The sequence below is a fragment of the Candidatus Thiosymbion oneisti genome, from assembly GCF_004359955.1.
GTDB lineage: Bacteria > Pseudomonadota > Gammaproteobacteria > Chromatiales > Chromatiaceae > Thiosymbion > Thiosymbion oneisti.
Map to the genome: position 1 here is coordinate 66,374 of NZ_SMSC01000023.1, position 24,644 is coordinate 91,017.

Here is a 24,644-nt window from a genome sequence, read left to right on the forward strand (position 1 = left end):
CAGCCTACCGCTTTGAAATCAATAGGTTGATTTTTAGTTTGTAGGTTGGGCAAAGGGCCAGGGATGGTCCATGCCCAACACCGAATGTTGGGCACGCCGCTACAGGAGCGCCGCCATCCTGGCGGCAAATAGTCGCCGGCAGGATGCCGGCGCTCCCGGCTTTCGGCTGGCTCCCCACGCTCCAGCGTGGGAGCAAACCTGGTCCCGACGGAGGAGGGATCTGACGCTCCAGCGTCGATTAAGCGTCTCGGTAGGCTAACAGCCAACGCCTATCAGTACAGAGGAGCTGCGTCCGCAGGAGCGGACAAGATGGCGTTCCCACGCTGGAGCGTGGGAACGAGCGCGAAATCAAGGTGCCTTAGTCTTAACTTCCCGCCGGAGAATTCAGCCGCAAATGAACGCGAATGAACGCAAATGAAGATCAGGTCTTAAATTTGCGTCGATTTGCGTTCATTTGCGGCAAAAAATAAGGGGCTTAAGGAACCTAAAGAGAATCGATGGTTTGGTACGAAACGACCGAAAGCTGCAGTTTTCCAACTGAAAACCAATAAAATCAGCGGAAAGGGGTCAGGTCTTGACCTGTGCCTTCAAGGGTCACGGATCAAGACCTGACCCCGTTCCCTATGACCCCGTTCGCTTGGAAGGCGGCCTTGGTGTCGGCGAGCTCGCGGTCGCGGCGGTGGTAGCCGTGTTTTTGGATCAGCTGGCGGGCCTCGGTGAGGTCGTCCCGCGCCGAGTCCCAGGGGTAGTCCTTGCTTCGTCCGAACAGCCGGACGCGGGTGAGGAGAATATCCGCCTGATAGAGGGGCATGGATCCGCGTTCGGCGATCTCCCAGGCCTCATCCAGATCCGCCACGGCGCCTTTCCTGGAATCGGGACCATCGCCTGTCAACCACCGCTGCCAGGCCCGGCTGAGCAGGCCGCGGGGGAGGTCGTCCATGTTACCCGACTCGCGGATACCATCGACTGCTGTGGTCAACTGGTCGATAGCGACTGGGGAAATGTGGATCCCGGATAGGTCCGGCTCTACTGCGCCCTTGTGCCCCCCATCCGCCAGGGTCAGGAGTGCCTGATAGACCGCTACACGGCCCAAGGTGAGCTGGTCTAGTGCGATGTCGAGAAGCCAGTTATGGCGCTCTGCTATTCGGAGTGCTTCCGTAGCTCGCTCGGCAGTTTGATGACAGATGTTTTGCAGATCAGCGAGATCCGGGATTTGGGCCTGGGGGTCGAGTGTCCGCCGCCAGGCGGCGCATTCGGCATCGGCCAGCAGCAGATCGCAATACTGGAAGCCCGACAGCGAGTAGAGGCGGGGATACTGTGGGTGTTGCTCGGCCTGCATGGTTTCGGCCTCGGCGAACAGGCGCCGGCTCTGATCCGTTTGGCCCGCCTGCTGCAATGCATTGGCCTGGGTCGTGCGTCTAACCATTCGCTGGAAGGCGTTCTGGCTGCGATCGGCAAAGCTGACTGACCGCTCGGCATCGACAATGGCGGCGGCCAGATCGCCCAGTGTCAGCTCCAGCTCACTCAGATTGCTGGCGATGCGTGCGGCAGACTTCCAAACTTTCTGCTCGATACGCATCTCCAATCCTGCTCGCATGGGCTCCAGTGCTTCGGCCAGCCGGCCTAGGGCGCGCAGACGAACGGCCGCTTGGTTGAGCAGCCAAGCCTGGTCCGCCGAGAGATTGGGCGAGGGTCGGTCCCAGAGCCGATCGAAGAAGCAGGCCACCGCGCCCAGATCCGCGCCGACCGCCCCGAGCTTGCTCGTACTGTAGAAGCCGTCATGCCCGGTGCCCCGCAGGATGCGATCGACGTAAATATCGTACAGGGCCTGCTCATACAGTCCGGCCTGACAGCCGTGCATTACGGCCTGATACAGGGGTTGCAAGCCCTCCAGACTGTCGGGCCGATACTCGGTGGTCTCGCATAGATGTTGGTACAGGCGCCGGTGGCCTTCGATCCAGGCGGCTTGATTCCCTTGTTGTAGCCGGTGATCGAACCAGGCGCGGATCAGGGGATGGGTATCGACCTGCTCGATCCGGCCCCCGGTGTGCCGGACCGAAATCAGCCGGTGGTCCTCGGCCAAGCTTGTGAGTACCCGGTTCCAATCTTCCGTGTCCAGCCCCCCGTTGGGTCCGAACAGGGGCTCGGTGAGGCCGGGGATGGCCGGGGCGGTCCGCAGGGCGTCCAATAGCTCCAGGCGGGCCGGGCGGTCGAAGCAGCCGAGCAGGCGCAGGACGGCCAGTTGACGACGACCGAACTCGCCCTGGTGCTCGAACCAATGCTCATAGGCACCCATCAGGGACCCGACATGGCCCTCCTGTTCCCGGTCGAAGGCTCGGGACCAATCCAAACGGTCGCGGCGGCGGATGTCCCCGCCTTGGGCGTGCTTGAGATAGCCTCCCAGCAGTTGGATGGCCAGGGCATGGCCGTCCAGCTCCCGTGCCGCTTCGCGCAGCTCCCGGTCGTCGGGGGCCTGGTCGGGATCGATCTCGGCGGCGCCGGCTTGGCTGGCGCCGGCCCGGTGCAGCAGGCGGGCGGCGGCCCGCGCGGACAGGTTGTCGAGCACCTCTTCCCGCACGCCCCGGCCATGGAAGGGATTCAGATCCACCAGGGCCAACCGGCTGGTGAGGACACAGAGGCCACCTGCACTCGGCAGTTGGGCCAGGCGCTTGAGGAGTCGCTCCAGGCCCCGGTCCTTGAGCCGGCCCGCCAGCCCGCCCGCGTGTGGGGGATGCTGCAGGGGCTCGACGCCGTCCAGCAGGAGCAGGGTCCGGGCCTCCGCCAGGCGCTCGGCCAGCCGCTCGGCTTTGGTATCGGCGGGGGCTGGGCTGTCGGCCAGTGCCGTCTCGCCGAAGTGCCGGAGCGCGGCATCCAGGAATTGACCGCTGTTGGCCGCGCCTTGGTCCCGGGTGCCCTGGCTGTAGAAGGACCAGTCGAAGAAGGCATCCACGCCCTGCCAACGGTTGTGGACGAAACCCGTCATCCAGTCCGTAATCAGAGAAGTCTTGCCCACCCCGCCTGCGGCGACAAAGATCAGGATGTGGGTATCCCGGTCATGCCAGGCCTGGTCCAGGATTCGATGTTCTTTCTCACGTCCTACCAGCTCCTCGAAGCGACTGGCGACACCCAGATCGAGCAAGCGGGAAAGAGCAATCCGTTGGGGGAGGGGAGCCCTAGGTGGCGGACCGGCCGCTGGTGTGCTCGGTTCGACCGGCCCGGACCCGCCAAGCCGGTCGAACAGGGGTTCGGTCGTTTGGGTCGGCAGTTCCGGCGCCGGGCCGGGTTGGGGTAGCTCGTAGCGCGGGCGATTCAGGAGCTTGCGCAGCAGGGATTCGTAGCCGTCCGGTCCCTCGAGTAGGAAATAGTCGTATCCCACGAGCTCGAGTGGGATGTGCCGCTTGTCTGAAGGCTCGAAGCAGATCGGAAAGATGCGATCATTGTGCAGCTTTTGCGCGTAGAGCAGACGCCGGGTCAGCCCGGCCTCCCAGCCGACGCCCAGCCCGACATCGGGCAGCTCCCGGCCGTTAAAGCGTTTCTTGTAGGTCTCGGTAACTACACACAGGACGGTATCTGCCTCGATAAGCTGCCGGGTCATCCAGGTGGGCCAGTCCTCGTCCGTGTCTTTGTAGACATCGAGACGGCAAGCACACTCGACAGTGCGCGCCTTTGCCCAACCTACCTTCTATTCCGTGGTCAGAAGCCATAATGAACCCTACACACCGGACTCAGGGTCCTATACAGCGGCGGGCAGGCGGGACAGGACCAGGATGATGTCTGTACTTGATTCGGCGCGGGTGATTGGTTCCTTGTTCCCTACCGTGCAGGCAGTGTCCAATCCAATGCCATTAAGTTAGCTGCCGGCCGCTGGTCGTGGTAGGTCGGGTTAGGCGCGTGCTTCGGTGTTCGGTTGGGTCACAGGATTGGGGCGCGCCGTAACCCGACAGACGATGATGGGAGCCAGCCTGGGATGTCGGGTTACGGCGCGTTCAGCCTCGGTTGTCCACGCCTGCATCGCAAGGCGCGCCTAACCCGACCTACAAAACTTAACTTAATGGCATTGGTGTCCAATCCACTCAAAATTCTACTGTCGCGAACGCGATGCCTTTTTTTCATGTGTGGTCACTTGAGTCTTGGTTGAGGATCGCGCTTGGTAAGCCCTTCCAGGCAACATCGAAGGTTGTCCTCGCAACGTTGATGATCGTCCCTGGCGTCCTGCAAATCCTTCACCAATTTATCTCTCTCTACCAAGAGGTCATCCTTTTCCCGCAGAACGTTAGCAAGGAGGCTATCCTTCTCCCTCTCTTGCCGAAGGCTATCCCTTTCCTGCCGAACAGTAGCAAAGAGGCTGTTCTGCCGAACGGTAGCAAGGTAGGCCCACATTCCCAACACTGCGGATACCCCAAGCACGGCAATATAGATATAGAGTATGGGACGCTGTTCCATGTACTTGGGAAGCAACCAAAAGGTTCCAGGTATCGACAGGGCCAAGACGATCAAAAAGACCAGGAACGAACCTTTAAGCACCTGGACAAGTTCTGATCCCAAACCGATCAGGGACTTTGGCAAGTTAACTGAGAACTGAATCGTCTTCTTTTCTTCGTTACCTTGTTCAGCCATTCGATCTCTCTCCCCTAGCAAATTTCAACATTCGCGTCTGCCTCTTCCTTCTGCTTCCGCCACCGCCGTTCCAACGCCTCCGGAATTAACTTTTGTAGGCGCTGGAGATAGTTACCCATGGTTCGGGAAACATAGTCGTAAGCACCTTTGGCAATCATCTCGGGCGCCGCATAGGCGGTTACCAGGATCACCTGGGTCCAGAGATCTTTTTTCCTTGCTGCATTGATTACCTCCAGGCCAGCTTCGTTTGTCTCCATGCGCAGGTCGGTGATAACCAGATCGAAATCTTTCTCATCAATCAGCCGGAGGGCTTCTTTGGCGCTCGCCGCCGTCGATATCTGGCCCCCGGTAGCTCTGGATGCGATGAACTTCAGTTGTTCAAGGAGCTCGGGCTCGTCGTCGACGACCAGTGTGCGAATCTCTGACATGATGATTTCACCTCCTATGGTTTGGAAACCCGGTGTTCAATGACGAAACAGTGGTTGCGCCCGGCGTGCCCATCTCCCCGAGCGTACCCTTGTGTACCATGATAGTGCTGTTCGATGCTTGCCGGCCCCAACCCTCTCTGCCCATCTTCGGTGGTCGAGTTCAAGCTCTGTGTTTGTCAAGCAATTCCTGGCAACGTTGATAATCGTCCCTCGCATTCCGCAAATTCTTCGCTAGCTTTTTCCTAGCTTTCAAGAGCTCATCCCTTTCCCGCTGAACGACAGCAAGGAGGTTATCCCTCTCCCTTTCTTCCAAAAGGCTGTCTCTCTCCTGCCGAACGCCGGCAAGGTGAACCCATGCTCCCAACACCGCAGCTACCCCAACCGCGACAATGAATGTAATGTAGGTATAGGGTAGAGGAAGCTTCTCCCCATACTTGAGAAACAACCAGATCACCCCGAGTATCGACAGGACCAAGATGAGCAGAAAGCCTAGGAATGGATCTTTAATCACCTGGAAAATTTTTTTCAATACCGACATCCGATCTCTCCCCTAGCAAGTTTCGACCTGGGCGTTTGCCTCATTCTGCCTCTTCCTTCTGTTTCTGCCGGCGATATTCCAGGGCCTCCGGAATCAGCCCTTGCAATCGCTGGAGATAGTTGCCGGGGTCGGTTCGGAGGACATAGTCGTAAGCACCTTCGGCAATCGTCCCGGCTGCCTCCTCCTCTTGGTAATATGCGGTTATCAGGATTATCTGGGTCCAGAGATCCTTTTCCCTGGCCGCCTCGATTACCTCCAGCCCGGCCTCGTCTTTCTCCATGCGCAGGTCGGTAATAACCAGATCGAAATCCTTCTCCTCGATCAACCGGATGGCCTCCATGGCGCTCGCCGCCGTCGATATCTGGCCTCCGGTAGTCTTGGATGCAACGAACTTCAATTGATCAAGAAGTTCAGATTCGTCGTCCACCACCAATGTTTGAGTTTCTGACATGATTGTTTTACCTCCTAGTCGTTTGGAAGCCCGGTGTTCAACAAGGGCAGACGGATGACGAAACGGGCGGTTTCGTCTGGTGTGCCCGTTTCCTCGATGGTACCCCCATGGGCCTCGATGGATTGTTTGATGGTTGCCAGCCCCAGCCCTCGCTGCCCACCCTTGGTGGTCGAAAAGGGCTCGAAGATCGATTGCTTGTGTTGTTCAGGGATTCCGGGACCTGGATTGACCACCTCGATCCGTAGCCAGTCGCCGCTCTCTTCTCGGTGGGTTCGGATCGCGATGTAGGGATCGGTCACCTGCCCGTTTTCCATGCCCTCCAGCGCGTTTTTGATCAGCTCCGCGAAGGCATCCGTGAGCAACAGTCGGTCACCCATGAGCGCCATGGACGGTTCAGGAGAGTCGATGGTGAGGCGTATCCCCCCGAGTCGGTCACAATTTTCTCGCTCAACCCTCGCCAGCAGATCCCCTAGGTCCAACTGTTGCCGATCGGGTTGGGTGGGTTTCAACAGATTGCGCCAGCGGGTGAGCAACGCCTTGCTTGTCTCGAATGCCTCCTGAAGCCGGCCGAACAAAACCTTATGGTCATTGCCGACCGCGTCTCCCAGCGAGCTTTGCAGGATAAAGGCCGATCCCTCGGCTTGGGCGATCCGGTTGCCGATACTGTGTGCGGCTTGGCGGGCGATATCCTGCCAAGCGGAATCCCGCCAGGTGTTCTCTCGTTCTTTACGCAGATTCAGGTTCTCGATTGCCATGGCCGCTACCCCGGCGTAGGTATCCAGGCTGATCCGATCCATATCGTCGATTTCCCGATCTTCCATCTGAAACCGATAATCCACCACCAAGACCCCTTCCGTTTTGGTGCGACCCACTAAGGGGACACAGGCGAATGTTCCTTTTTCTTCGTCGGTGTCGGTGATCTCCTGGAGGATTGCACGGAATTGGTCCAACGCGCCGTCTTTTACGATGACCGATCTCCGCTCGTCAAGGCAGCGATGGAAGGCGCCGCCTAATTCCTGCGTGCAAAACCGTTGCCTTTTAGTTGCCCGATTCAACGGATGGTCGTGCGCTTTTTCTGCACGGAGCTCGGCTTGGAACTGCTCGGCCCGTTCCAGATACCAGTCGAGCTTATCCTTAGAGTCATTCGGGAGTTGCTTTTCTTGGGCCTTAAGATCTTCCCAAATGTTGTCCGCCTCCTGTTGTGTCTTGGCTCCAATTGCCATCCTGCCGCAGACCGCATCTTTCCCTTCATCATTCAAGAATAGTAGGGCGCGGCTGAAGCCTAGCCCGGCGCTCGCCGTCACCCCGGTCAACAACAGCCGTAAGATAGTGTAGAGGTCATGCCGGGGATCCTGGATGCGAGAATGAATAGTGCTCAGGGAACGCAGGGGCCATATCTGGCGTTCGAGCCGTTTATAGAGATTCACGCTGTGTATGGCGATCATCGCCTGGATGGCGAAGGCCTCTAGCAGGCCAAGATCGTCCTCTCCGAAGGCGCCTGGTTCCGGGTGCTCCATATTGAGTACCCCCCATAGGCCATCTTTATCCTGTAAGGGGACGGCGAGCTTGGCCCGGGTCTCGGGTAGGACTCGGTAATAGATACCCTGCCATTTAGGATCCGTGACATCCTCGGCCAGGACAGGCTTTCTTGTCCGGGCCACTAGTCCAACAATACCCTCGGATAAGCTCTGGCCATGATACCGGCTGTCTTCCGGCAGCCCATGCTGGGCGACCAGCTCGAGCCTTTCTTTCCGACGATTACATTGGAAAAAAAAGCCAGCCTTGGCACCTGTGATATCCATGGCTTCCTTGAGGATCAGATCCATGACTTGCCGGTTGTTAGGTGCACTAGTGACGATTGCCTGATCTACCCGCCGCAGGGCTTCTTGTTCCCTGGTCTTTCGGCGCAAGTCCTGTTTAATTTGCTCCTGGTTACGGGTGGCCCGGATGGTCAGAGCGGCCGCTGCCGTTAGGGTTGGCACCAGGACTTGCCTGTCTTCCGTACTGAAGCGCCGCGGGCTACGGTAGTTGACAAACATCACCCCAACCATCTTGTCCCGGTCCTGCAGTGGACAGAGGATGCGGGATTTGATCCTTTCCCGGACTACGAAACCATCCTTTTCCTGTGAATCCTCCGAGCAGTCTTGGATGTAGTGAGGCTTCCCCTCCTTGATGATCCGGGCCGCCTCCTCCGGGACGATCTTATCAGCCGCCCCGCTATGGATCAGCCGCCCTGCCTGAGCCGGTGGAGAGGAGAACTGTTGTTTCGACTCCAGGTATTCATAGATGGTCACCACATCGGCCGCCAGGATATTGGCGGCATAGCCGGCGATATCCTTCAAGAGTCGGTCCGACTTGGCTGTCGTCACCATCATATGAGCGATGTTGTGCATGTTGGCGAGATAGCGGGCCTGGTCACGACCCCGTAGCTCCCGGGTAGCATTGCGGATGGCATTCTCCGCCTTGTGGGAGAAGGTCTCGCCCCACCGGATCTCGTCCTCGGTAAAACGGTGATGGGTGTGGAAATAGACATAGAGGATACTCTTGCGCCTATCCACCACCAAGGGAAAGGCAGCAATCGCCTTGACTCCCTTCTCATAGAGGTTCGGTGCCAGCTCCTTGAGGGCGTCGTCTTTCTCGCCACGACTCTCGTCCGGCACGAACCTGGGTTGCCTGTGCTCGATGGCCTCATGGCCCAGACGGTGGTGGTCAGGCTTGGCTCGGTGGAAAAACCGCAGGCCGTGATCGCCGGCGGCTACCTCGTAGGTGAATCTCTTCGGGCGGGTCGGGTTCGGGGAATAGGAGAAGTGGAGGCTGGCCGCATCTGCCCGGAGGATATGCCGGAGCCCGTCGGCCACGGTCTCGAGTACACTGGGTAGCTGGGTAGCACGGACCTCGGGGGCGCCCGCGCTCACCAGATCTGCCAATCGCCGCGCCTGCGCAGGGGTAATGCGTTTATCGGGGTCCTTGTAGCCTGCATCCAGGGTGCCCAGGGCATAGACCCGTGGGTAATCCTTCTCGATGTTGGCCCCCAGCTCCAAGGCATACCGCCATCCATCTTCCGGTAGCAGCGTTTCGGGACCTTCCTGCCAGTGGGCATCCCGCCACCAGTCCGCCACCAATCGTCCCGATCTATCCCACACCAACAACATGGGGACCCAGGCCCGCACATAGTTCTTATGGTGCCAATGCTGATAAATCCAGGCATCGAAGCGGGGATCCGGGCCATGGATTATCTCGATGCGTCGAGGATGGCTGCGCACCACATCCACCTGGATATTTCTTAGCTCCTCCAGGGTATCCATGGAATGCTTGGCGATTCCGGTCCAATCCATATCACCGGTGCCAAAGACCGTCTCGATGGTACGCTCCTCGGGACGCACCAGCTGCACCGCCACATAGTCGAAGCCCGTCTCGGTCCGGATCCGCTCACAAAGGCCGCCTAGGGTGTCTTCCAGGGTGAAGAGTCGGGCGATGGCCTGCTCCACCTGGTCCATCGGTGCCAGCAACCGGCTGGCCCAACCCAGGCCGGCGGAGACCTGTCCGGCGACGGCCTCCAGTAGGTAGACATCGCCCGGGGTGAAGCGGGCTCGTTCCAGGGAGTTGACGAACAAGACCCCGATGGTCTTGGCTTGTCGCTTGATCGGTACTCCGACCAGGGAGCCTATCCCTGCCTTCACCAGCTCCTCACGGACCCGCTCGTCTCTGCTCGCATCATCGATCCGAATAGGCTCGCCTCGACCGAGGATGGCGCGGGTCAAACCACCCTTTTCTCGGGGCCTGCTGGTAGGCCAGTCCGCGTCCGCAGAACGGGCACCGAGTGTGAACTGGTTTGTCCGGCTATCCAGTAGCCAGAGGACACTGGCATCACAATCGGTCAAGTTCCGGGCAGCCCCGACGATAGTACGCATTGCCTCGTCGAGATCTAGCGATTTGGCGACGGCGCGGGTGGCCGTTGCAAGCAACTGCGCTCGTCGCACCCGACCGGCATGCTCTCCGACGAGAATACTTATCCTGGTCAACTGTTGGCGTACGGATTGACCGAGACTGTTTGGTAGATCGTTCGATTTTGGGACAAACAGCCCGATTACGCCCAGGGTCTCCGACCGCCAGCGCGCCGGGAAGGCGACCAGACCGAGCCGATCGCCGGCTGTGAGCGATCGGCAGCGAGCCAATACCGGATCTCGGCGGAGGTCCGAAATAGTCTCCTCCTGTCCGCTCGCGATGACCCTGGCAACCAGGCTGTCGTCTCCGACCTCGGCGGTGGCCTCAGTCAAGACTTTCTGCTCCAGCCCTGCCTGGCCGCGGGGGACGATGGCGCCTCCTTCGGTATTCTTGACCCAGATGGCAACGGGTGCTTCCACGAGTTCATACGCCAGCTCGCACAGGGCATCCAAAACCGGCTCCACCTGATCGAATTCATCGTTTGAGGCGATTGTGCCCATGGTTTTTTACTCCTATTGCCGACGACAGGCGTCGTACTCGTTGCTGCGCTGTATAGTCGCGAGATGAGCGGATACCGGAAGGCCGGTCGATCTGATCCTATTTACCCGTTCCCTTGCGGCGGCGGTAATGGTAAATTTTTAAAGGGTTAGCGTGGAGCAGTTCATTAACCCCGCCCCATTTTTTTATTTGATCCCCTCTCCCCGACCCTCTCCCGGAGGGAGAGAGAGTGCAACTTGTGGCGTGCCCAACACCCTGCTAGTGGCGCTGTTTCCATTTAAACCTTAACCACTACCGCGGCGGCAACCCGATCGCCGAATGTGTTCATACTCAAAAACTACTTGAGCGATCGGTCCGTATGCTATACCAGGTGTGAATATATTCATATTCCGCGGGCAGCAGGCATGACCAAGGCGGAGGCGATTCAGCTCTTCGGGTGCAAGCAGGCGTTGGCGGAGGCGCTGGGTGTCCACCGGAGCCTGATTTTGAAGCTACCGGTTGAGGCTACCGGACAAGCCAATGTCATTAAGCCCGCGTAGGGCGGATAAGCTTGCGCCATCCGCCGCATGTCAGCCACATCTGGCGGGTGGCGGCCAGGCTCCCTCCTGCGTCGGGACGGGGCTTGGTCTGACCCGACCTACAGGCCGCCATCCGGCGGGTGACGGCGCGCTCACCGCCGCGGCAAGCGCGGCGCTTGGCGCACGCGCCTGACCCGCCCTACGAGCTCTCAAAGCCCCTCTCCCCACGAGGGTGCCGCAAAAGCCCCTCTCCCGGCGGGAGAGAGCCTGCCCCGAGCGCAGCGAGGGGGCCGAGGAGAGGGGCTCAAAGGGTTAAGATCAGTGCCTTTTGCGATACCCTCCTGGAGCGGTAGGCAGACGCTCACCGTATCCTAGCACCCAGTTTCATCCAATTTTGCTGGTTTTCATTTCGAGCGAAGCGAGAAATCCTTGTCCTGACGAAGGAGGGATCTTATGACTTTGTGGTTGTCTCACCATCAAAGATCCCTCGCTACGCTCGGGACAAGGATCTCTCCTTTCGGTCGAGATGACAGAGACTGGTTTTACCGGAAAATTTTGCTGAAACGGGGTACTAGGGTTTTTGCCCAACTACCCGACTCGCTTCCAGGTCAAGCGCTTGTTTTAGCAGTGAGTATTATTCGGTGGCCCTGATCAAATTAGTTCAGGGCTTGCATTCTTTGGGTCTGACTCATGTATAATTAACAGTTTGCATACACTGCGCGTGGTTGTTTGGATCAGGGCTGAACATGGTATCGATTCGCTTGTCTCGGGGTGGCGCTAAGAAACGCCCCTTCTATCAGATCGTCGTTGCCGACGGGCGCCTGAAGCGTGACGGTCGCTACATCGAACGCATCGGCTTCTTCAATCCGATCGCGACCGGCGGCGAGGTGCGACTGCGGCTCGACCGGGTGCGCGCCGAGTATTGGATCGGCCGCGGGGCCCAGCCGTCCGAGCGGGTTGCCAAGTTGCTGAAGGAATCGGCCGCCGAGCCCGCTGAGGTCGTCGCACCACCCATGCCGTCCACTGCGGAGCCTGCCGAGGCCGAGGGACCGACCGCTTCCTGACCCGGATAGACGGGGCTCAGCCGGCGTTGGGATGGAGGACCAGGCGCGACCGGGGCTGCTGGTGGTGGGCCGCATCTCGGGCCTTTACGGTGTACGGGGTTGGGTGAAGGTCTTCTCGGAGACCGAGCCCCGTGACAACATCCTGACCTATCAACCTTGGTATCTCGGTGCAGGGCACAAACCGCGGGGACTGGCCGCAGGTAAGCCCCAGGGTAAGGGCCTGGTAGCCCGGTTGGAGGGTTGTGAGGACAGGGACCAGGCCGCGGCCTTGGTGGGGTCGGAGATCAGGATCCACCGCGATCAGCTGCCGCGGCTTGGGGCCGATGAGTTTTATTGGGCCGACCTGGTCGGGCTGAGCGTCGAGACCCTGGATGCTAGGCCCCTCGGTCGGGTCGAGCGGGTGTTCGCGACCGCCGCCAACGACGTGCTGGTGGTCAATGGGGATCGGGAGCGATGGTTGCCCTTCCTCTGGGATCGGGTCATCAAGGAGGTGGATCTCGATCTGGGCCGGATTCGGGTCGATTGGGACCCGGAGTTTTAAGGATCGAGGATGGGGGCTGTGCGTTTCGATGTCATCAGCCTGTTCCCGGATCTGTTCCGGATCCTCGCCGGGCAAGGTGTGGTCGGACGCGCGCTGGAACGGGGTAGCGCGGAGCTGCATCTGTGGAACCCGAGGGATTACACGCGGGACCCCCACCGCACGGTGGACGACCGGCCCTACGGCGGGGGGCCGGGTATGGTCATGAAGATGGAGCCGCTACAGGCGGCCATCGAGGATGCCAAACGCGCTGCCCCGGACAGTGAGGTGGCCTATGTGACGCCCCAGGGCCGCACCCTGGTTCAGGACACGCTTGCGGAGATCGCCGCCAAACCCGGTTGGATCCTGATCGCCGGCCGCTACGAAGGGATCGACGAACGGCTGGTGGAGCGCTATGTAGATGCGGAATGGTCTATCGGCGACTATGTGGTGAGCGGGGGCGAGCTGCCCGCCATGGTGATCATGGACGCGGTGATGCGCCTCCTACCGGGGACCTTGGGGCACAAGGACTCGGCCCGGCAAGACTCCTACGTCGACGGCCTGCTGGATTTTCCGCACTACACCCGCCCCGAGACGGTCGCGGGAGCGCGCGTGCCCCAGGTGCTGTTGAGCGGCGACCATCAGGCTATCGCCCGCTGGCGGTTGCAGCAAGCCCTCGGGCGTACCTGGCTGCGGCGCCCGGAATTGCTGGAGCGCAGGGGATTGAGTGCCGAAGAGAAGGCGCTGTTGAATGCATTTATCCAGGCCCATCGGGACGCTGAATGAGCACAGGAGCGAGAGGACTATGAACATCATTGATGAGCTCGAGCGAGCACAGATGAACCCTGATGTCCCGGACTTCGCGCCCGGTGACACCCTGGTGGTACAGGTCAAGGTGAAAGAGGGTAACCGCGAGCGTCTGCAGGCCTTCGAGGGCGTTTGCATCGCCAAGCGCAACCGCGGCTTCAACTCGGCCTTTACCGTGCGCAAGCTCTCCCACGGCGAGGGAGTGGAGCGCGTCTTTCAGACCTACAGTCCCGCGGTGGCCGGCGTTCAGATCAAGCGTCGGGGCAAGGTGCGACGGGCCAAACTCTACTACCTGCGCGGCCGTACCGGTAAAGCGGCGCGGATCAAGGAGAAGATCTGACACCTATCCCCCATCCTTGTGAGCCATAGCTTCTACTGGCACGACTACGAGACCTGGGGCCCCGATCCGCGGCGGGACCGTCCTGCCCAGTTCGCCGGTCTGCGTACCGACGAGGACCTGAATCCGGTCGGTGAGCCCCGGGTCCTCTTCTGCCGTCCGGCGCCCGACCTGCTCCCCCATCCCGAGGCCTGTCTCATCACCGGCATTACGCCCCAGCGGGCGGAGCGCGAGGGACTGATCGAGGCCGAGTTCGCGGATGCCGTCCAGCGCGAGCTGGCGTGGCCCGGTACCTGTGGGGTGGGCTACAACAGCATCCGTTTCGACGATGAGGTCACCCGCAACCTTCTCTACCGCAATTTCTTCGATCCCTACGCCCGCGAGTGGCAGAACGGCAACTCCCGCTGGGACCTGATCGATGCCCTGCGTCTCGCACATGCCCTACGCCCGGAGGGCATCGAGTGGCCCCGGCGAGAGGACGGAATCGTATCCTTCGCGCTCGAACAGCTGACCGCCGCCAACGGCATCGAGCACGCGGATGCCCATGATGCCCTGGCGGATGTGCGTGCCACTATCGACCTGGCGCGAATGCTCAAGGCGTGTCAACCACGCCTCTTCGACTATGCTCTGTCGTTGCGTTCCAAACACCGGGCGGCGGACCTGCTGGATCGGGGCAGTCCCTTGCTCCATGTCTCCGCCCGCTATCCGGCGGAGCTGGGCTGTATCGCTCCCGTGCTGCCGGTGGCGCGGCACCCGGTCAACCGGAACGGCATCATCTGCTTCGATCTGCGCCAATCCCCGGACCCCCTGCTGAAGCTGGGCCCCGAGGAGCTCCACCGCCGCCTGTTCAGCCGCGCCCAAGACCTGCCCGAGGGCGTGGCGCGGATTCCCCTGAAAACAGTCCACATCAACCGTTGTCCCATCCTGGCCCCTATGAACACCCTAACGGCGGAGGCTGCCGAACGCTGGCAAATCGACACCGCTGTCGTCGAACGTCATGCGCGGAATCTAAAAGCCACACCCGGACTGGCGGACAAAATACAGCAGGTCCACAGGATGGCGACCTTCGAGCCGGAGACCGATCCGGATCTGATGCTCTACTCCGGCGGTTTCTTCCCCGACGCCGACCGCCGGGAGATGGCGCGTCTGCGTGGGCTTGGACCCGAGGAACTGGCAGTAGCGCGGTTCGCGTTCGAGGATCTGCGCCTGCCCGAGATGCTGTTGCGCTACCGGGCCCGCAATTGGCCGCATACCCTCACGCCGAAGGAGCAGGAGGCTTGGGACGCCTACCGTGCGCAACGCCTGACTGGTCCCGGTTCCGGCGGTAGCATCACCCTGGATACATATCGGAAACGCCTCACCGAGCTAGGCGCGGAAGCGACCGGAGACCCGCAGCGGCTTAGCCTGCTGGACGCGCTCGAGCAGTGGGCGGAGCGGGTGACGGAGGTAGCCGTTGCGGGGAGTACCGGGCCGCGTGATAGCCGGTGAGCACGATTGCGCCTTTGCGGTTCAAAGTTAAGGAGGGCAAAAACCTTGACAAAGATGAAATTAGACACTATATATAGTGTCATATGAACAGCGAGGATCGTTTCAAAGCCTTCCTCGACACCCTGGAGTCCGCTAAGGCCGCAATGCGCTGTCGGGACATGGTGGATCTTCTCGATGGTCTGGGATTCGAGGTGCGGGACGGCAGGAAGCAGGGGCACAAGATCGTATTCCACGAAAATATAGCGGGGTTTTTCTCCGCAAGCTTCACCTGTGGCCATGGTCGCAATCCTGAGATCAAGCCGGCCTATGTGAAGCAGATCCGTAAGCTGTTGCTTCGGTATAAGTCTGAATTATTGAGTTTCCTGGAGACGAGAGATGAACATTGATGCGCGCGCTTACAACATCACGGTTCGTTGCGGCGAATTCGAGGGTGAGATCCTCTACGAGGCGCGGGTGAAAGAACTGCCGGATCTCGTCGAGTACGGAGAGACCTTTGAAGAGGCCTACCGGCTTGCACTGGATGCGATTGAGACCACTGCCGGGGTCTGCGCGGAGAAAGGGCTTGCTATGCCTGCGGCAATGGTTCCGGCCGAAGACTACAGCGGTCGGGTGACGCTGCGGCTGGCGAAGAGCCTGCACCGTGCGCTCGCTGCAGCCGCCGATTCCGAAGGCGTGAGCCTCAACCAGCATTTGGTGAACATACTGAGTTATTACTCCGGGTTCGCGGCCGGCGGTCGTCACGAGGCCCTATCGTCAGGGAAAAGCGGTGGTCGAGGCCCCGTCGCAGTCTCGAACGAGCAGCGGCTCGGGGTCAACGATAAACCGGATCCTGCAAAAGGTTATCGATAGCCTTGAGATTCATAACCTCTGCTTGCGACGGACGCGACATCCACCGAGCCCAATGCCATTAAGTTAAGCGTCACCGGCAGCGTTTGTTATTGCGGTGGAACCCGTGGCGTTTGGTAGGTTTGAAGTTTCGGGAGGACAGGAACGAGCGGGCCGCACGGCCTCGACACCCGTAGCCCGTGCCGGCACCAAGTCCGTGAGCAGCGGTCGTCTTGTAGGTCGGGTTAGGCGCGCCTTGCGATGCGGGTGTAGGCAACCGAAGCTGAACGCGCCGTAACCCGACATCCAAGGCTAGCCTGCGGCATCCTGTGTCGGGTTACGGCGCACCCAAATCCTATGCGGCAACCGAGCACCGAAGCACGCGCCTAACCCGACCTACCACCATGAGCGGCTGGGTAGTGGTTAAGGTTTAAATGGAAACGTCGCCGATAGCAGTATGTTGGGCACGCCACACGCAGCACCTCCTCTCCCTCCGGGAGAGAGCCTGCCCCGAGCGCAGCGAGGGGGCCGGGGAGAGGGGATCAAATCAAGAAACGGGGCATAATGAACCCTTCTACGCCAACCATTTAAAATGGCTCTTTATGGATTCCGGACTGCTTTGGAGTGCGCCGGCAAAGCGGCGCGGCCGCATCGAACCTCAGCCACGGGGGGATACCAGCGGCGTTTGCCGGGAATCCGGGCACTTAGGTTCCACCCGCGCCGCGGCGACGGCGCTTTCCCCTGGCCGCAACACCTGTGCTGGGAACGGATACATCGCCAAATCCAAAGCGGCGGCAGAATTGTGCCACTTGGCTGCCCCCCCGCTTATGCCGAGCGCTATAGGTTCCGGTAAGCATCGGGGTCAGGTTGCCGCCGCCTGCCTGGGGGCAGACAGGCACTCCAAAACGTCCGATGGTACCCTTCTATTATCGTTGGCAGTCCGGAATCCATAAAGAGCCCCTTGTCATTTGTAATCAGAATCCAATTCTCGGAATGTGCTTTTCTGAGAATGTCATCATCAACCGAGAAGACCTCGTGGGACTCTGCGCGTAGCCAGCGGCCAACAGCAGGACCCGTACACTCGTCCACCAAGAATCGCATCTACGCCGATTCCGCTACGAGCGGCATAAACGCAGCGCTTGACAAGGATAGTGACGCAAAGAGCAAACAAGCTTGAATATCTTCTGTTTGGAGACCTTCGTATTCGTCAAGGATTTCTGGTAGTGGCTCAGTTCGCGAAAAAACGGAAATTGCGAAAAAACGCCAGGACGCAAGGACGCCAAGACGCAAAGAAAGAACAAAGAAACTTTGCGTCGTGGCGCCATTGCGTCCTGGCGTTAAATGGGCCGGAAAGTGAGCGGCCAAGCATAAAATTTTTAAACTGAGCCTCTGCCGGATTTCTTGCACGGTTGAACCCTGTGCCAAGAGATTCAGGATGTATTCAACTGTCAATCGGGTGCCTCTGATCACGGGCTTGTCCACCATTACCGCATGATCACAGGTGATCCGTTTAAGCAGCTCTTGATTAGTCATGCGATTATCCTCCTGCAATCATGGTACGCGACTCAAACCTCCCGGATCTCGAAGTCGTGGCTGATCTCGGCGGTGGCGCCGAGCATGATGGAGGCCGAGCAGTATTTTTGGGCGCTGAGGCGGATGGCCCGTTCCACCTGTTGCTCCTTGAGGTCGTGTCCACTGACGATAAAGTGGGCATGGATACGGGTGAACACCTTGGGGTCATCGGTGGCCCGCTCGGCCTCCAGCTCGACGACGCATGCGGTCACCTGCTGGCGCGCCTTGCGCAAGATCAGCAGGACATCGAACTGGGTGCATCCCCCCATGCCCAAGAGCAGCAGCTCCATGGGCCGCACCCCCAGGTTACGGCCACCGAGCTCCGGGGGACCGTCCATGACCAGGGCGTGTCCGCTGCCGGATTCGCCCAGCATGGTGAAGCCTTCGACCCATTTGACACGTGCCTTCATCTTCTGCACTCCTGTATTTTCCCTGCCTAGGATGCCTGAATCGAAGCGATCGGACCAGTTTTCCTATACTCAATCAGACTCGGACCCTCAATCCGACTGGGACCCGGGCGCAGCCGGCTACCAGTCGCCGGCTTCCGGTGGTGTGTCGGGCCCGGCACATTCCAATACCATTAAGTTAAGCGTTACTGGACGACAAACAAGAGGAGAAACGACGAATGCGCTCGTTCCCACGCTGGAGAGACTGTAAAAGAATTCGCCCTTGGTGGTGGCGAGGGTAAACTCCCGGTCGAGCTCGATCCGAGAGGTTGAGATTGATGGCGAGAGGTTACAAGCCAGGCGTCGCCCGTGCCCAGGCCGCACGCCTGCCCGCCCGGATTGAAGCCTAGGTCAGCGAAACCAACCGCGTTCGGGCTTTCTCTCGTTCCCACGCGCCGAGACTGTGAAAGTATTACCGGATTTTCAGAGCATCAGGGATAGAGCAACATAATTTCCATAATCCAGCTGGAAATCTTTCTCCTCAGTCCCACGTGATATGGAATTCAGCGTGGAATATGGTAACTTCATCCCACCGCTTTCGGAAAAAGCGAATACTTTCACAGTCTCTGGAGCGTGGGAAGAGCGCGAACGCCGGCAACGATCAGAACCAGCTCAGCCGTCAATGCCGGGAGACCATGGCGGTGCTCGGGGTGGAACCTTTACCGCGGTCGCCGATGCCGGCTACTCCAGTGAGGCCGAATTGACTGCCTGCGAAGCGCTGGGGCCACGGTCTAGGTCCCCATCCCGGATCAGCACCAGGCAGTTACCGGCCACGGCCACCTCAGCGGCGAGCGGTTCTCGTACAACCGTACCCTTGATGTCGACATCTGCCCCGCCGGCGAGTTGCTGCCTCGGTGTGGTCAATCACACCACAAGAACGGCGTCCAGCGTACCCGCTACAGCCGCTTGGCCGGTCAGTGCCGAGCCTGCCCGCTGAAGGCGGTGCGCCAGCCCGACTCCGGCGGCGCGCGCCGCATTTACCGCAGCGAGCACGCGGCGTTGGTCGAGGCCCAGCGGCAACCCATGGCCGATCAGGGCGCACCGCGGAGGCGTCAGCGCGCCGGTTTGGTCGAACATCCCTTCGGTATGCTCAAGCGCTGGTTCGGCTGCGACCACTTCCTGGTGCGTAGCTTCCACAAGGTCCGCGCTGAGATGAGCCTGATGGTACTTGGCTACGACCTCTTGCGGGTGGTCAACCGGCGCGGCATGGGTGGGTTCCGGGAGTCTTGCGCCCGACGCCAACAGGCCAAGCCTGTCCAGGCCGTCGCGCAACTGGCCGGATGAGACCTAAGTCTCACTTTTTATTGGCTATTTCCGTTCATGGCAAGCGCAAGCGCGGGTTCCGGCAGTCAGCGGCCCCGACACCGCCGATTAAGCGCCTCTGCATGGTTTTTTGCGCTTCCGAAGCTCAGGAGCGCACGTGGCGGATGCCCGTGCGAATTCTTTCACAGTCTCTCCAGCGTGGGAACGCCGTCTTGTCCGCTCCCGCGGACGCAGTTCCTCTGTGCTGATAGGCGTTGGCGGTTAGCCTACCGAGGCGCTTAATCGACACTGGAGCGTCAGATCCCTCCTCCGTCGGGACAAGGCTTGCTCTCACGCTGAGCGTGGGAGCTAGAGAAAAGAGGCTACGCGCTTGGAGTGGGGACCCTTGGTGCCGAAGCAGGTAGCCCAGCACCACCCGATTTGTTGGGCACGCCGCCGTCCAAAGATGCGGTTCGCTGCCTACCTGCCCCATCCCTGGGGCGGTAGGCAGGCGCTCACCACATCCTACCGGCTTTGCCCAACCTACTGATATCAGCATGTTGGGGTTCGACCCACTTGGCCATCCGGCTGCGGCTGGTAGCTGGTGACTGGAGACCGGTAGCCCACTTCCAACCGCCTCAGCAGCTCAGGGGGCTGCGACCTACCAGTTGAACGGTGGGCACAGCCACCCTAGTTGTCAATCGGAAGCCGGCCAGACAGGCTCATTCCCGGTCGAACCGGGAGGCATCGCCCTTGCCCTGCCGCAACACCAGCGGCGGCTCCTGGGCCATGTCCACTACTGTGGTCGGCTCCAGGCCGCAGAAGCCGCCGTCGATCACCAGCTCCACCTCCCGGTCCAGCAGTGTGCGCATCTCGTAGGGATCGGTGAGGGGCCGGTCATCCGCCGGCAACATCAGGGTGGTGCTCAGGATGGGTTGGCCCAGCTCCGCGAGCAGGGTCCGGCAGATGACATTGTCCGGCACCCGGATGCCGATGGTCTTGCGCCGCGGGTGCAGGAGACGCCGCGGCACCTGCTTGGTCGCTTGATAGATGAAGGTGTAGGGACCCGGGGTAAGACGCTTGAGCAATCGGAAGGCCTGGTTGTCGATGCGGGCGTAGGTCGTGATCTCCGAGAGGTCACGACACACCAGGGTGAAATTGTGCTGGTGGTCCAGATTGCGAATGGAACGCATGCGCTCCAATGCCGGCTTGTCACCGATCCGACAACCCAGGGCGTAGGAAGAGTCGGTGGGATAGACGATCACACCCCCTTGCAGCAGGATGTTCACCGAGCGCCGAATCAGGCGCGGTTGAGGATCTTGGGAATGGATTTCGAAAAACTGTGCCATGGATGGATACCGGACTTTTTGGAGTGCGGCGGCAACCGGACACCCCGGTCCTGGGGTGAGCTCCGGTGATCGGCCACTCGCACTGGCTTCCCGATGGGCACGAACCCGACGCCGCTTTGGATTAGGACCGGCCGCCAACCAAAGCGCCGTCGCCGCGCTGCGGGTGGAACGTCGCACCGCCGATTCCCGGCACCCACCGCGCCACTAATCCGCACCGCTTGGCTCCACTCAGAGGCAGCGCTCTGCCGGCGCACTCCAAAGCGTCGGACAGGTTGCCCAACCGACCCCACTCGCTTACCGACAAGAGCTGGTTTGAGCAGAGATTATCATTCAGTTGCCCTGTCCTTTGCCATTAAAGGGCATTCAGTAGCCCTGGGCTTGTGCCCTTCTCTGTGGTTCGATAGAACTTTTGCGACACCTCGGTGGGAGAGGGGGTACAGCTCGTGGTGTGCCCAACCCACTGCTCGTGGCGATGTTTCCATTTAAACCTTAACCACTACCGGGACAGCCTTTGTTCCTCCCAGTCGGCCCAGATGGGTGTGCAGAAGCTCGGTAGCGGGGCCATACCCCCGAGCTGGGTCCAGGGGTTTCCCGGCCCGTGGAAATCGGAGCCCACCGAGGCTAACAGACGGTTCTCCTGGGCATAACGGGCGAAGCGGAGGCACTCGTCCGGGGTGTGGCTGCCGGAGACGACCTCGATGCCCACACCGCCGAGCGCCGTGAACTCACCGATAAGCCGCAGCAGCTTGGCGCGCGTGAAATGATAGCGTCCTGGGTGGGCGATCACCGCTTGTCCTCCGGCGCCGCGGATCCAGCCCACCGCGGTCTCGAGACTCGCCCAATCTCCCACCACATGGCCGGGCTTGCCCTTGACCAGATAGTGCTTGAAGACCTCACGCTCGTCCGAGGCGTAACCCCGCTGCACGAGAAAACGGGCAAAATGGGTGCGACCGATCAGCCGTCCATTGGAAAAGGCCCTAGCACCCTCGAACGCACCCTCGATTCCTTCCTTGGCGAGGCGCTGGCCGATCGCTTCGGCCCGCCGGCGGCGATACGCCGACAGCTCCGCTAGGCCAGCGCACAGCGCCTGGTTCCGAAGGTCGATCCCCAAACCGATGATATGGATGGTGCGCCCGCCCCAGGTGACCGAGATTTCAACCCCGGGCGACAGGATCAAGCCGGCGGCATCTGCGGCCGTCCGGGCCGAGGCCAAGCCTTCCAGGGTGTCGTGATCCGTCAGGGCCAGGACCTCCACTCCCTTGGCCGCGGCAAGGGCAACCAATTCCGGGGGCGTTAAGGTACCATCGGAGGCCGTCGAGTGGGTATGGAGATCGTATTTTCGGGGCATTCGATTATTCTATACCCGCCACATGTCGATTCTGCGCGGCGACACATGCCATGAAACCAAAATCTCGCACTTCTACCGGCCCGCGGTTGCGTCCTTTTTACTGGGAAGACGTGATTTTACCTGTCCTGGCGGTTCTCGCAGTGGTTGGCATCTGGCAGTTGTTGTCCGAGCGTGATTCGGTATCTCCTGAGCCGGGATCACCCGCGCAGCTCCAACCAAACCGCCTGCCGTCGCAGCCCATATCCGGGCAAGCTGTTCCCGCTGTGGCGTCACAACCCGACGCCGCGGGAACAAGCCTTCGGTCTCCCCCATTGAATCTTGATCGCGGGAACGAAAGCGCAAAAGATCATGCCCGCGTCGGGCCGGAATCCGGAGGGGGCTCAGAAGGGTTACCGGCGGAACAGGGCTTGCACACGGGAGTCGGCATGACCCTGACTGCCAGGCCAACTCGATTCACTGAGGGACTACCCTCCGTGTTTTCCAACGAGCAACCCGCGGTGACCAGGATACCTGAACCCGCTTCCGACGGCCCCTTGCTGGAGCTCTTCGAGCAGCACCGCAGTGAGCTACCGGCCAGGCAGCCCGTCACAATGGTCCCGTCGGCGACACCGAGTGCAGCTGCCTCGCCGTCGCCGTTCGATCCGAGCGTGGGGGCACTTGAGCGGCCTAAAGGACAGGGGCCTAGGGTAAAAACCAAGCGCAAGCCCAAGACAAAGAAAACAACCGAGTCGAGAAAACCGAAGCGAGGGGTGGTAACGCAAAAAGCTAAGGACAAGGCCAAGGCAAGGAAAACGGTCAAGTCGAGAAAGCCAGAGCAAGCGGTGGCGACGCAGAAAAAGCCGAAGCCGAATCTGAGCGATCCGACTCCCTGGTCTCCCAGATATCACGGCACGAGATAGGGATAAGCCCATGGTCGGACCCGCATCGACCACACCACCGGCCACCCGCGATTACGCATCGCTGGCACTCCGCATCAAGGCCTGGGGCCGCGCGCTCGGCTTCCAACAGGTGGGCATCGCCGACACGGATCTCGGGCTTGCGGAGCGGCGTCATGCAACCTGGCTACGCCAAGGTCGGCACGGCGAGATGGACTATCTGGCGCGCCACGGCACCAAGCGCAGCCGGCCCGGATCGTTGGTCCCTGGCACCTTAGGGGTGATCTCGGCACGCATGGACTATCGGCCCGAGGCCGGGGAACGCGCTTGGGCGGCGCTCAGGAACCCCGCCACCGCCTTCGTCTCCCGCTATGCCTTGGGCCGGGACTATCACCAGGTGCTCCGCCGCCGCCTGCGGCAGCTGGCGGAGCGCATTCGCGGTGAGATCGGCGACTTCGGGTATCGGGTGTTTGTGGACTCCGCACCCGTGCTGGAAAAACCCCTGGCCGAGAAGGCGGGTCTGGGCTGGATCGGCAAGCATACCAACCTGATCAACGCTCAGGCCGGCTCCTGGTTCTTCCTGGGCGAGATTTACTGCGATTTGCCGTTGCCCCCGGACCCGCCCGCCCGGAATCACTGCGGAACCTGCCGTGCCTGTATGGATGCCTGCCCGACCCAGGCCATCGTCGCCCCCTATGTGCTGGATGCACGTCGGTGCATCGCCTACCTCACCATCGAGCTCAAGGGCGCGATCCCCCCGGCGCTGCGCCCGCTGCTCGGCAATCGTATCTATGGTTGTGACGACTGCCAGCTGGTCTGCCCCTGGAATCGCTTCGCCCGGACCTGCACGGAGCCTGACTTCAAGCCCCGTCAGGGACTCGACCGCGCCACCCTGCTGGATCTGTTCTCCTGGAGCGAACCCGAGTTTCTGAAGCGCACCGAGGGCTCGGCCATCCGCCGGATCGGGTATTGCGCCTGGCTGCGCAACCTAGCGGTCGCCCTCAGCAATGGGCCTTGCTCCACGGCCGTCACGGCGGCGCTGCGGGCCCGCCTCGGGCACCCGCACGCACTGGTGCGCGAGCACGTCGCCTGGGCCCTCCAACGTCAAACCCGCAGCAAATGCTCCCGGTAGTGACGCAGCTCCGCGATGGACTCCTTGATATCCTCCAGGGCCAGATGGGCGCTGTCCTTGGTGAAGGCTTCGGCCACCTGGGGCGCCCACCGCTGGGCCAGAATCTTGAGGCTGCTGACGTCCAGATTGCGATAATGGAAGTAGGATTCCAGGCGCGGCATGCAGCGCGCTAGGAAGCGGCGATCCTGGCAGATGCTGTTGCCGCACAGCGGCGATTGCTTGGCCGGGACATGCCGTTCCAGAAAATCCAGGGTCTCGGCCTCCGCCCGTTGCTCGTCGTAATCGCTCGCCCGCACCCGCGCGAGCAGACCCGAGCCGCCATGGTGTTGCCGGTTCCAGTCGTCCATTGCGGCCAGCACATGTTCGGGTTGATAGATAGCGATCACCGGCCCCTTCGCCAGTATCTCCAACCGATCATCGGTAACGATGGTGGCAATCTCGATGATCTGGTCGCGGAACGGGTCCAGCCCCGTCATCTCCAGATCCATCCACACCAGGTTGTTCTCGTTCGGGGGCATCGCTTGTAACCGGAAGCCAAGGTTGCGGCGAGTTTACCCCGAATCGCCGTCGGAGGTCGCATTTACGACCGATCGACTTAGCTTTGAACCGCAAAGACGCAAAGGTTTTCTGCAGCACCCCTTCAGATG

At 60.8% G+C, this 24,644-nt stretch carries 23 protein-coding genes; 11 read left to right on the forward strand and 12 right to left on the reverse strand.

Annotated features, from left to right (window positions below; all coding sequences use genetic code 11):
• Positions 1-601: 601 nt before the first annotated feature.
• The 6 genes from E1958_RS14245 to E1958_RS14270 all read right to left on the reverse strand — a co-directional run bounded on the left by E1958_RS14245 (position 602) and on the right by E1958_RS14270 (position 10,479).
• On the reverse strand, positions 602-3,595 hold the full coding sequence (locus E1958_RS14245; protein ID WP_133512446.1) for an ATP-binding protein: 2,994 nt from the start codon (positions 3,593-3,595) through the stop codon (positions 602-604).
• 524 nt (positions 3,596-4,119) lie between these two features.
• The gene (locus E1958_RS14250; protein WP_133512447.1) at positions 4,120-4,617 is read right to left on the reverse strand and encodes a hypothetical protein; all 498 of its coding nucleotides are present in this window, start codon (positions 4,615-4,617) and stop codon (positions 4,120-4,122) included.
• A gap of 14 nt (positions 4,618-4,631) precedes the next feature.
• Positions 4,632-5,045: a response regulator gene (locus tag E1958_RS14255; protein ID WP_133512448.1), complete on the reverse strand. Its 414-nt coding sequence runs from the start codon at positions 5,043-5,045 to the stop codon at positions 4,632-4,634.
• A 160-nt stretch (positions 5,046-5,205) separates the two neighbouring features.
• Positions 5,206-5,583 carry a hypothetical protein gene (locus E1958_RS14260; RefSeq protein WP_133512449.1) on the reverse strand — a complete coding sequence of 126 codons (378 nt, stop codon included), beginning with the start codon at positions 5,581-5,583 and terminating at the stop codon, positions 5,206-5,208.
• A gap of 40 nt (positions 5,584-5,623) precedes the next feature.
• Positions 5,624-6,034 carry a response regulator transcription factor gene (locus E1958_RS14265; RefSeq protein WP_133512450.1) on the reverse strand — a complete coding sequence of 137 codons (411 nt, stop codon included), beginning with the start codon at positions 6,032-6,034 and terminating at the stop codon, positions 5,624-5,626.
• A gap of 14 nt (positions 6,035-6,048) precedes the next feature.
• Positions 6,049-10,479, reverse strand: a complete 4,431-nt coding sequence (locus E1958_RS14270) for a GAF domain-containing protein (RefSeq protein WP_133512451.1) — start codon at positions 10,477-10,479, stop codon at positions 6,049-6,051.
• A 402-nt stretch (positions 10,480-10,881) separates the two neighbouring features.
• Between E1958_RS14270 and E1958_RS21675 the strand changes: the two genes are divergently transcribed.
• The 8 genes from E1958_RS21675 to E1958_RS14305 all read left to right on the forward strand — a co-directional run bounded on the left by E1958_RS21675 (position 10,882) and on the right by E1958_RS14305 (position 16,057).
• Entirely contained in the window at positions 10,882-11,016 is a 135-nt protein-coding gene (locus tag E1958_RS21675; RefSeq protein WP_279381354.1) for a hypothetical protein, read from the forward strand.
• A gap of 725 nt (positions 11,017-11,741) precedes the next feature.
• Positions 11,742-12,059, forward strand: coding sequence for a 30S ribosomal protein S16 (gene rpsP, locus E1958_RS14275; RefSeq protein WP_133512452.1), 318 nt, complete (start codon positions 11,742-11,744; stop codon positions 12,057-12,059).
• Positions 12,060-12,090: 31 nt separating this feature from the next.
• Complete coding sequence (gene rimM, locus E1958_RS14280; protein WP_133512453.1) at positions 12,091-12,600, forward strand: ribosome maturation factor RimM; 510 nt, start codon at positions 12,091-12,093, stop codon at positions 12,598-12,600.
• 18 nt (positions 12,601-12,618) lie between these two features.
• A complete protein-coding gene (trmD, locus tag E1958_RS14285; RefSeq protein ID WP_133512472.1) occupies positions 12,619-13,362 on the forward strand; it encodes a tRNA (guanosine(37)-N1)-methyltransferase TrmD in 744 nt (247 codons plus the stop codon).
• A 19-nt stretch (positions 13,363-13,381) separates the two neighbouring features.
• Complete coding sequence (rplS, locus tag E1958_RS14290) at positions 13,382-13,723, forward strand: 50S ribosomal protein L19 (protein ID WP_133512454.1); 342 nt, start codon at positions 13,382-13,384, stop codon at positions 13,721-13,723.
• Between the two features lie 18 nt (positions 13,724-13,741).
• Entirely contained in the window at positions 13,742-15,208 is a 1,467-nt protein-coding gene (sbcB, locus tag E1958_RS14295) for an exodeoxyribonuclease I (protein ID WP_133512455.1), read from the forward strand.
• 83 nt (positions 15,209-15,291) lie between these two features.
• The gene (locus tag E1958_RS14300) at positions 15,292-15,594 is read left to right on the forward strand and encodes a type II toxin-antitoxin system HicA family toxin (protein WP_089725428.1); all 303 of its coding nucleotides are present in this window, start codon (positions 15,292-15,294) and stop codon (positions 15,592-15,594) included.
• Positions 15,584-16,057: a toxin-antitoxin system HicB family antitoxin gene (locus E1958_RS14305; protein WP_133512456.1), complete on the forward strand. Its 474-nt coding sequence runs from the start codon at positions 15,584-15,586 to the stop codon at positions 16,055-16,057. Before E1958_RS14300 ends, E1958_RS14305 begins: the two co-directional genes overlap by 11 nt.
• Positions 16,058-16,870: 813 nt before the next feature.
• Here the strand turns inward: E1958_RS14305 and E1958_RS22080 are convergent.
• Genes E1958_RS22080 through E1958_RS14320 form a run of 3 tightly spaced genes read right to left on the reverse strand, consistent with a single transcriptional unit; the run spans position 16,871 to position 18,015 of the window.
• Positions 16,871-17,134, reverse strand: a complete 264-nt coding sequence (locus E1958_RS22080) for a DUF5615 family PIN-like protein (protein WP_133512457.1) — start codon at positions 17,132-17,134, stop codon at positions 16,871-16,873.
• On the reverse strand, positions 17,135-17,566 hold the full coding sequence (locus E1958_RS20945; protein ID WP_207787903.1) for a DUF433 domain-containing protein: 432 nt from the start codon (positions 17,564-17,566) through the stop codon (positions 17,135-17,137). It lies immediately after the preceding gene.
• Positions 17,567-17,598: 32 nt separating this feature from the next.
• Positions 17,599-18,015, reverse strand: coding sequence for an OsmC family protein (locus E1958_RS14320; RefSeq protein WP_133512458.1), 417 nt, complete (start codon positions 18,013-18,015; stop codon positions 17,599-17,601).
• A gap of 861 nt (positions 18,016-18,876) precedes the next feature.
• Here E1958_RS14320 and E1958_RS14325 point away from each other — a divergent pair.
• The gene (locus E1958_RS14325) at positions 18,877-19,335 is read left to right on the forward strand and encodes a transposase (protein ID WP_279512436.1); all 459 of its coding nucleotides are present in this window, start codon (positions 18,877-18,879) and stop codon (positions 19,333-19,335) included.
• A 680-nt stretch (positions 19,336-20,015) separates the two neighbouring features.
• Here the strand turns inward: E1958_RS14325 and E1958_RS14330 are convergent.
• Together E1958_RS14330 and E1958_RS14335 are read right to left on the reverse strand one after the other, a co-directional pair.
• On the reverse strand, positions 20,016-20,642 hold the full coding sequence (locus E1958_RS14330) for an L-threonylcarbamoyladenylate synthase (protein WP_133512460.1): 627 nt from the start codon (positions 20,640-20,642) through the stop codon (positions 20,016-20,018).
• Positions 20,643-21,138: 496 nt separating this feature from the next.
• Complete coding sequence (locus E1958_RS14335; protein ID WP_133512461.1) at positions 21,139-21,990, reverse strand: PHP domain-containing protein; 852 nt, start codon at positions 21,988-21,990, stop codon at positions 21,139-21,141.
• A 425-nt stretch (positions 21,991-22,415) separates the two neighbouring features.
• On the opposite strand from E1958_RS14335, the gene E1958_RS14340 reads away from it, so the two are divergent.
• Both E1958_RS14340 and queG read left to right on the forward strand, forming a co-directional pair.
• Positions 22,416-22,889, forward strand: a complete 474-nt coding sequence (locus E1958_RS14340) for a hypothetical protein (protein WP_133512462.1) — start codon at positions 22,416-22,418, stop codon at positions 22,887-22,889.
• Between the two features lie 10 nt (positions 22,890-22,899).
• On the forward strand, positions 22,900-23,997 hold the full coding sequence (gene queG / locus E1958_RS14345; protein ID WP_133512463.1) for a tRNA epoxyqueuosine(34) reductase QueG: 1,098 nt from the start codon (positions 22,900-22,902) through the stop codon (positions 23,995-23,997).
• On the opposite strand, the gene orn is transcribed toward queG, so the two are convergent.
• On the reverse strand, positions 23,970-24,515 hold the full coding sequence (gene orn / locus E1958_RS14350; protein WP_133512464.1) for an oligoribonuclease: 546 nt from the start codon (positions 24,513-24,515) through the stop codon (positions 23,970-23,972). The genes queG and orn overlap by 28 nt on opposite strands.
• Positions 24,516-24,644 lie beyond the last annotated feature (129 nt).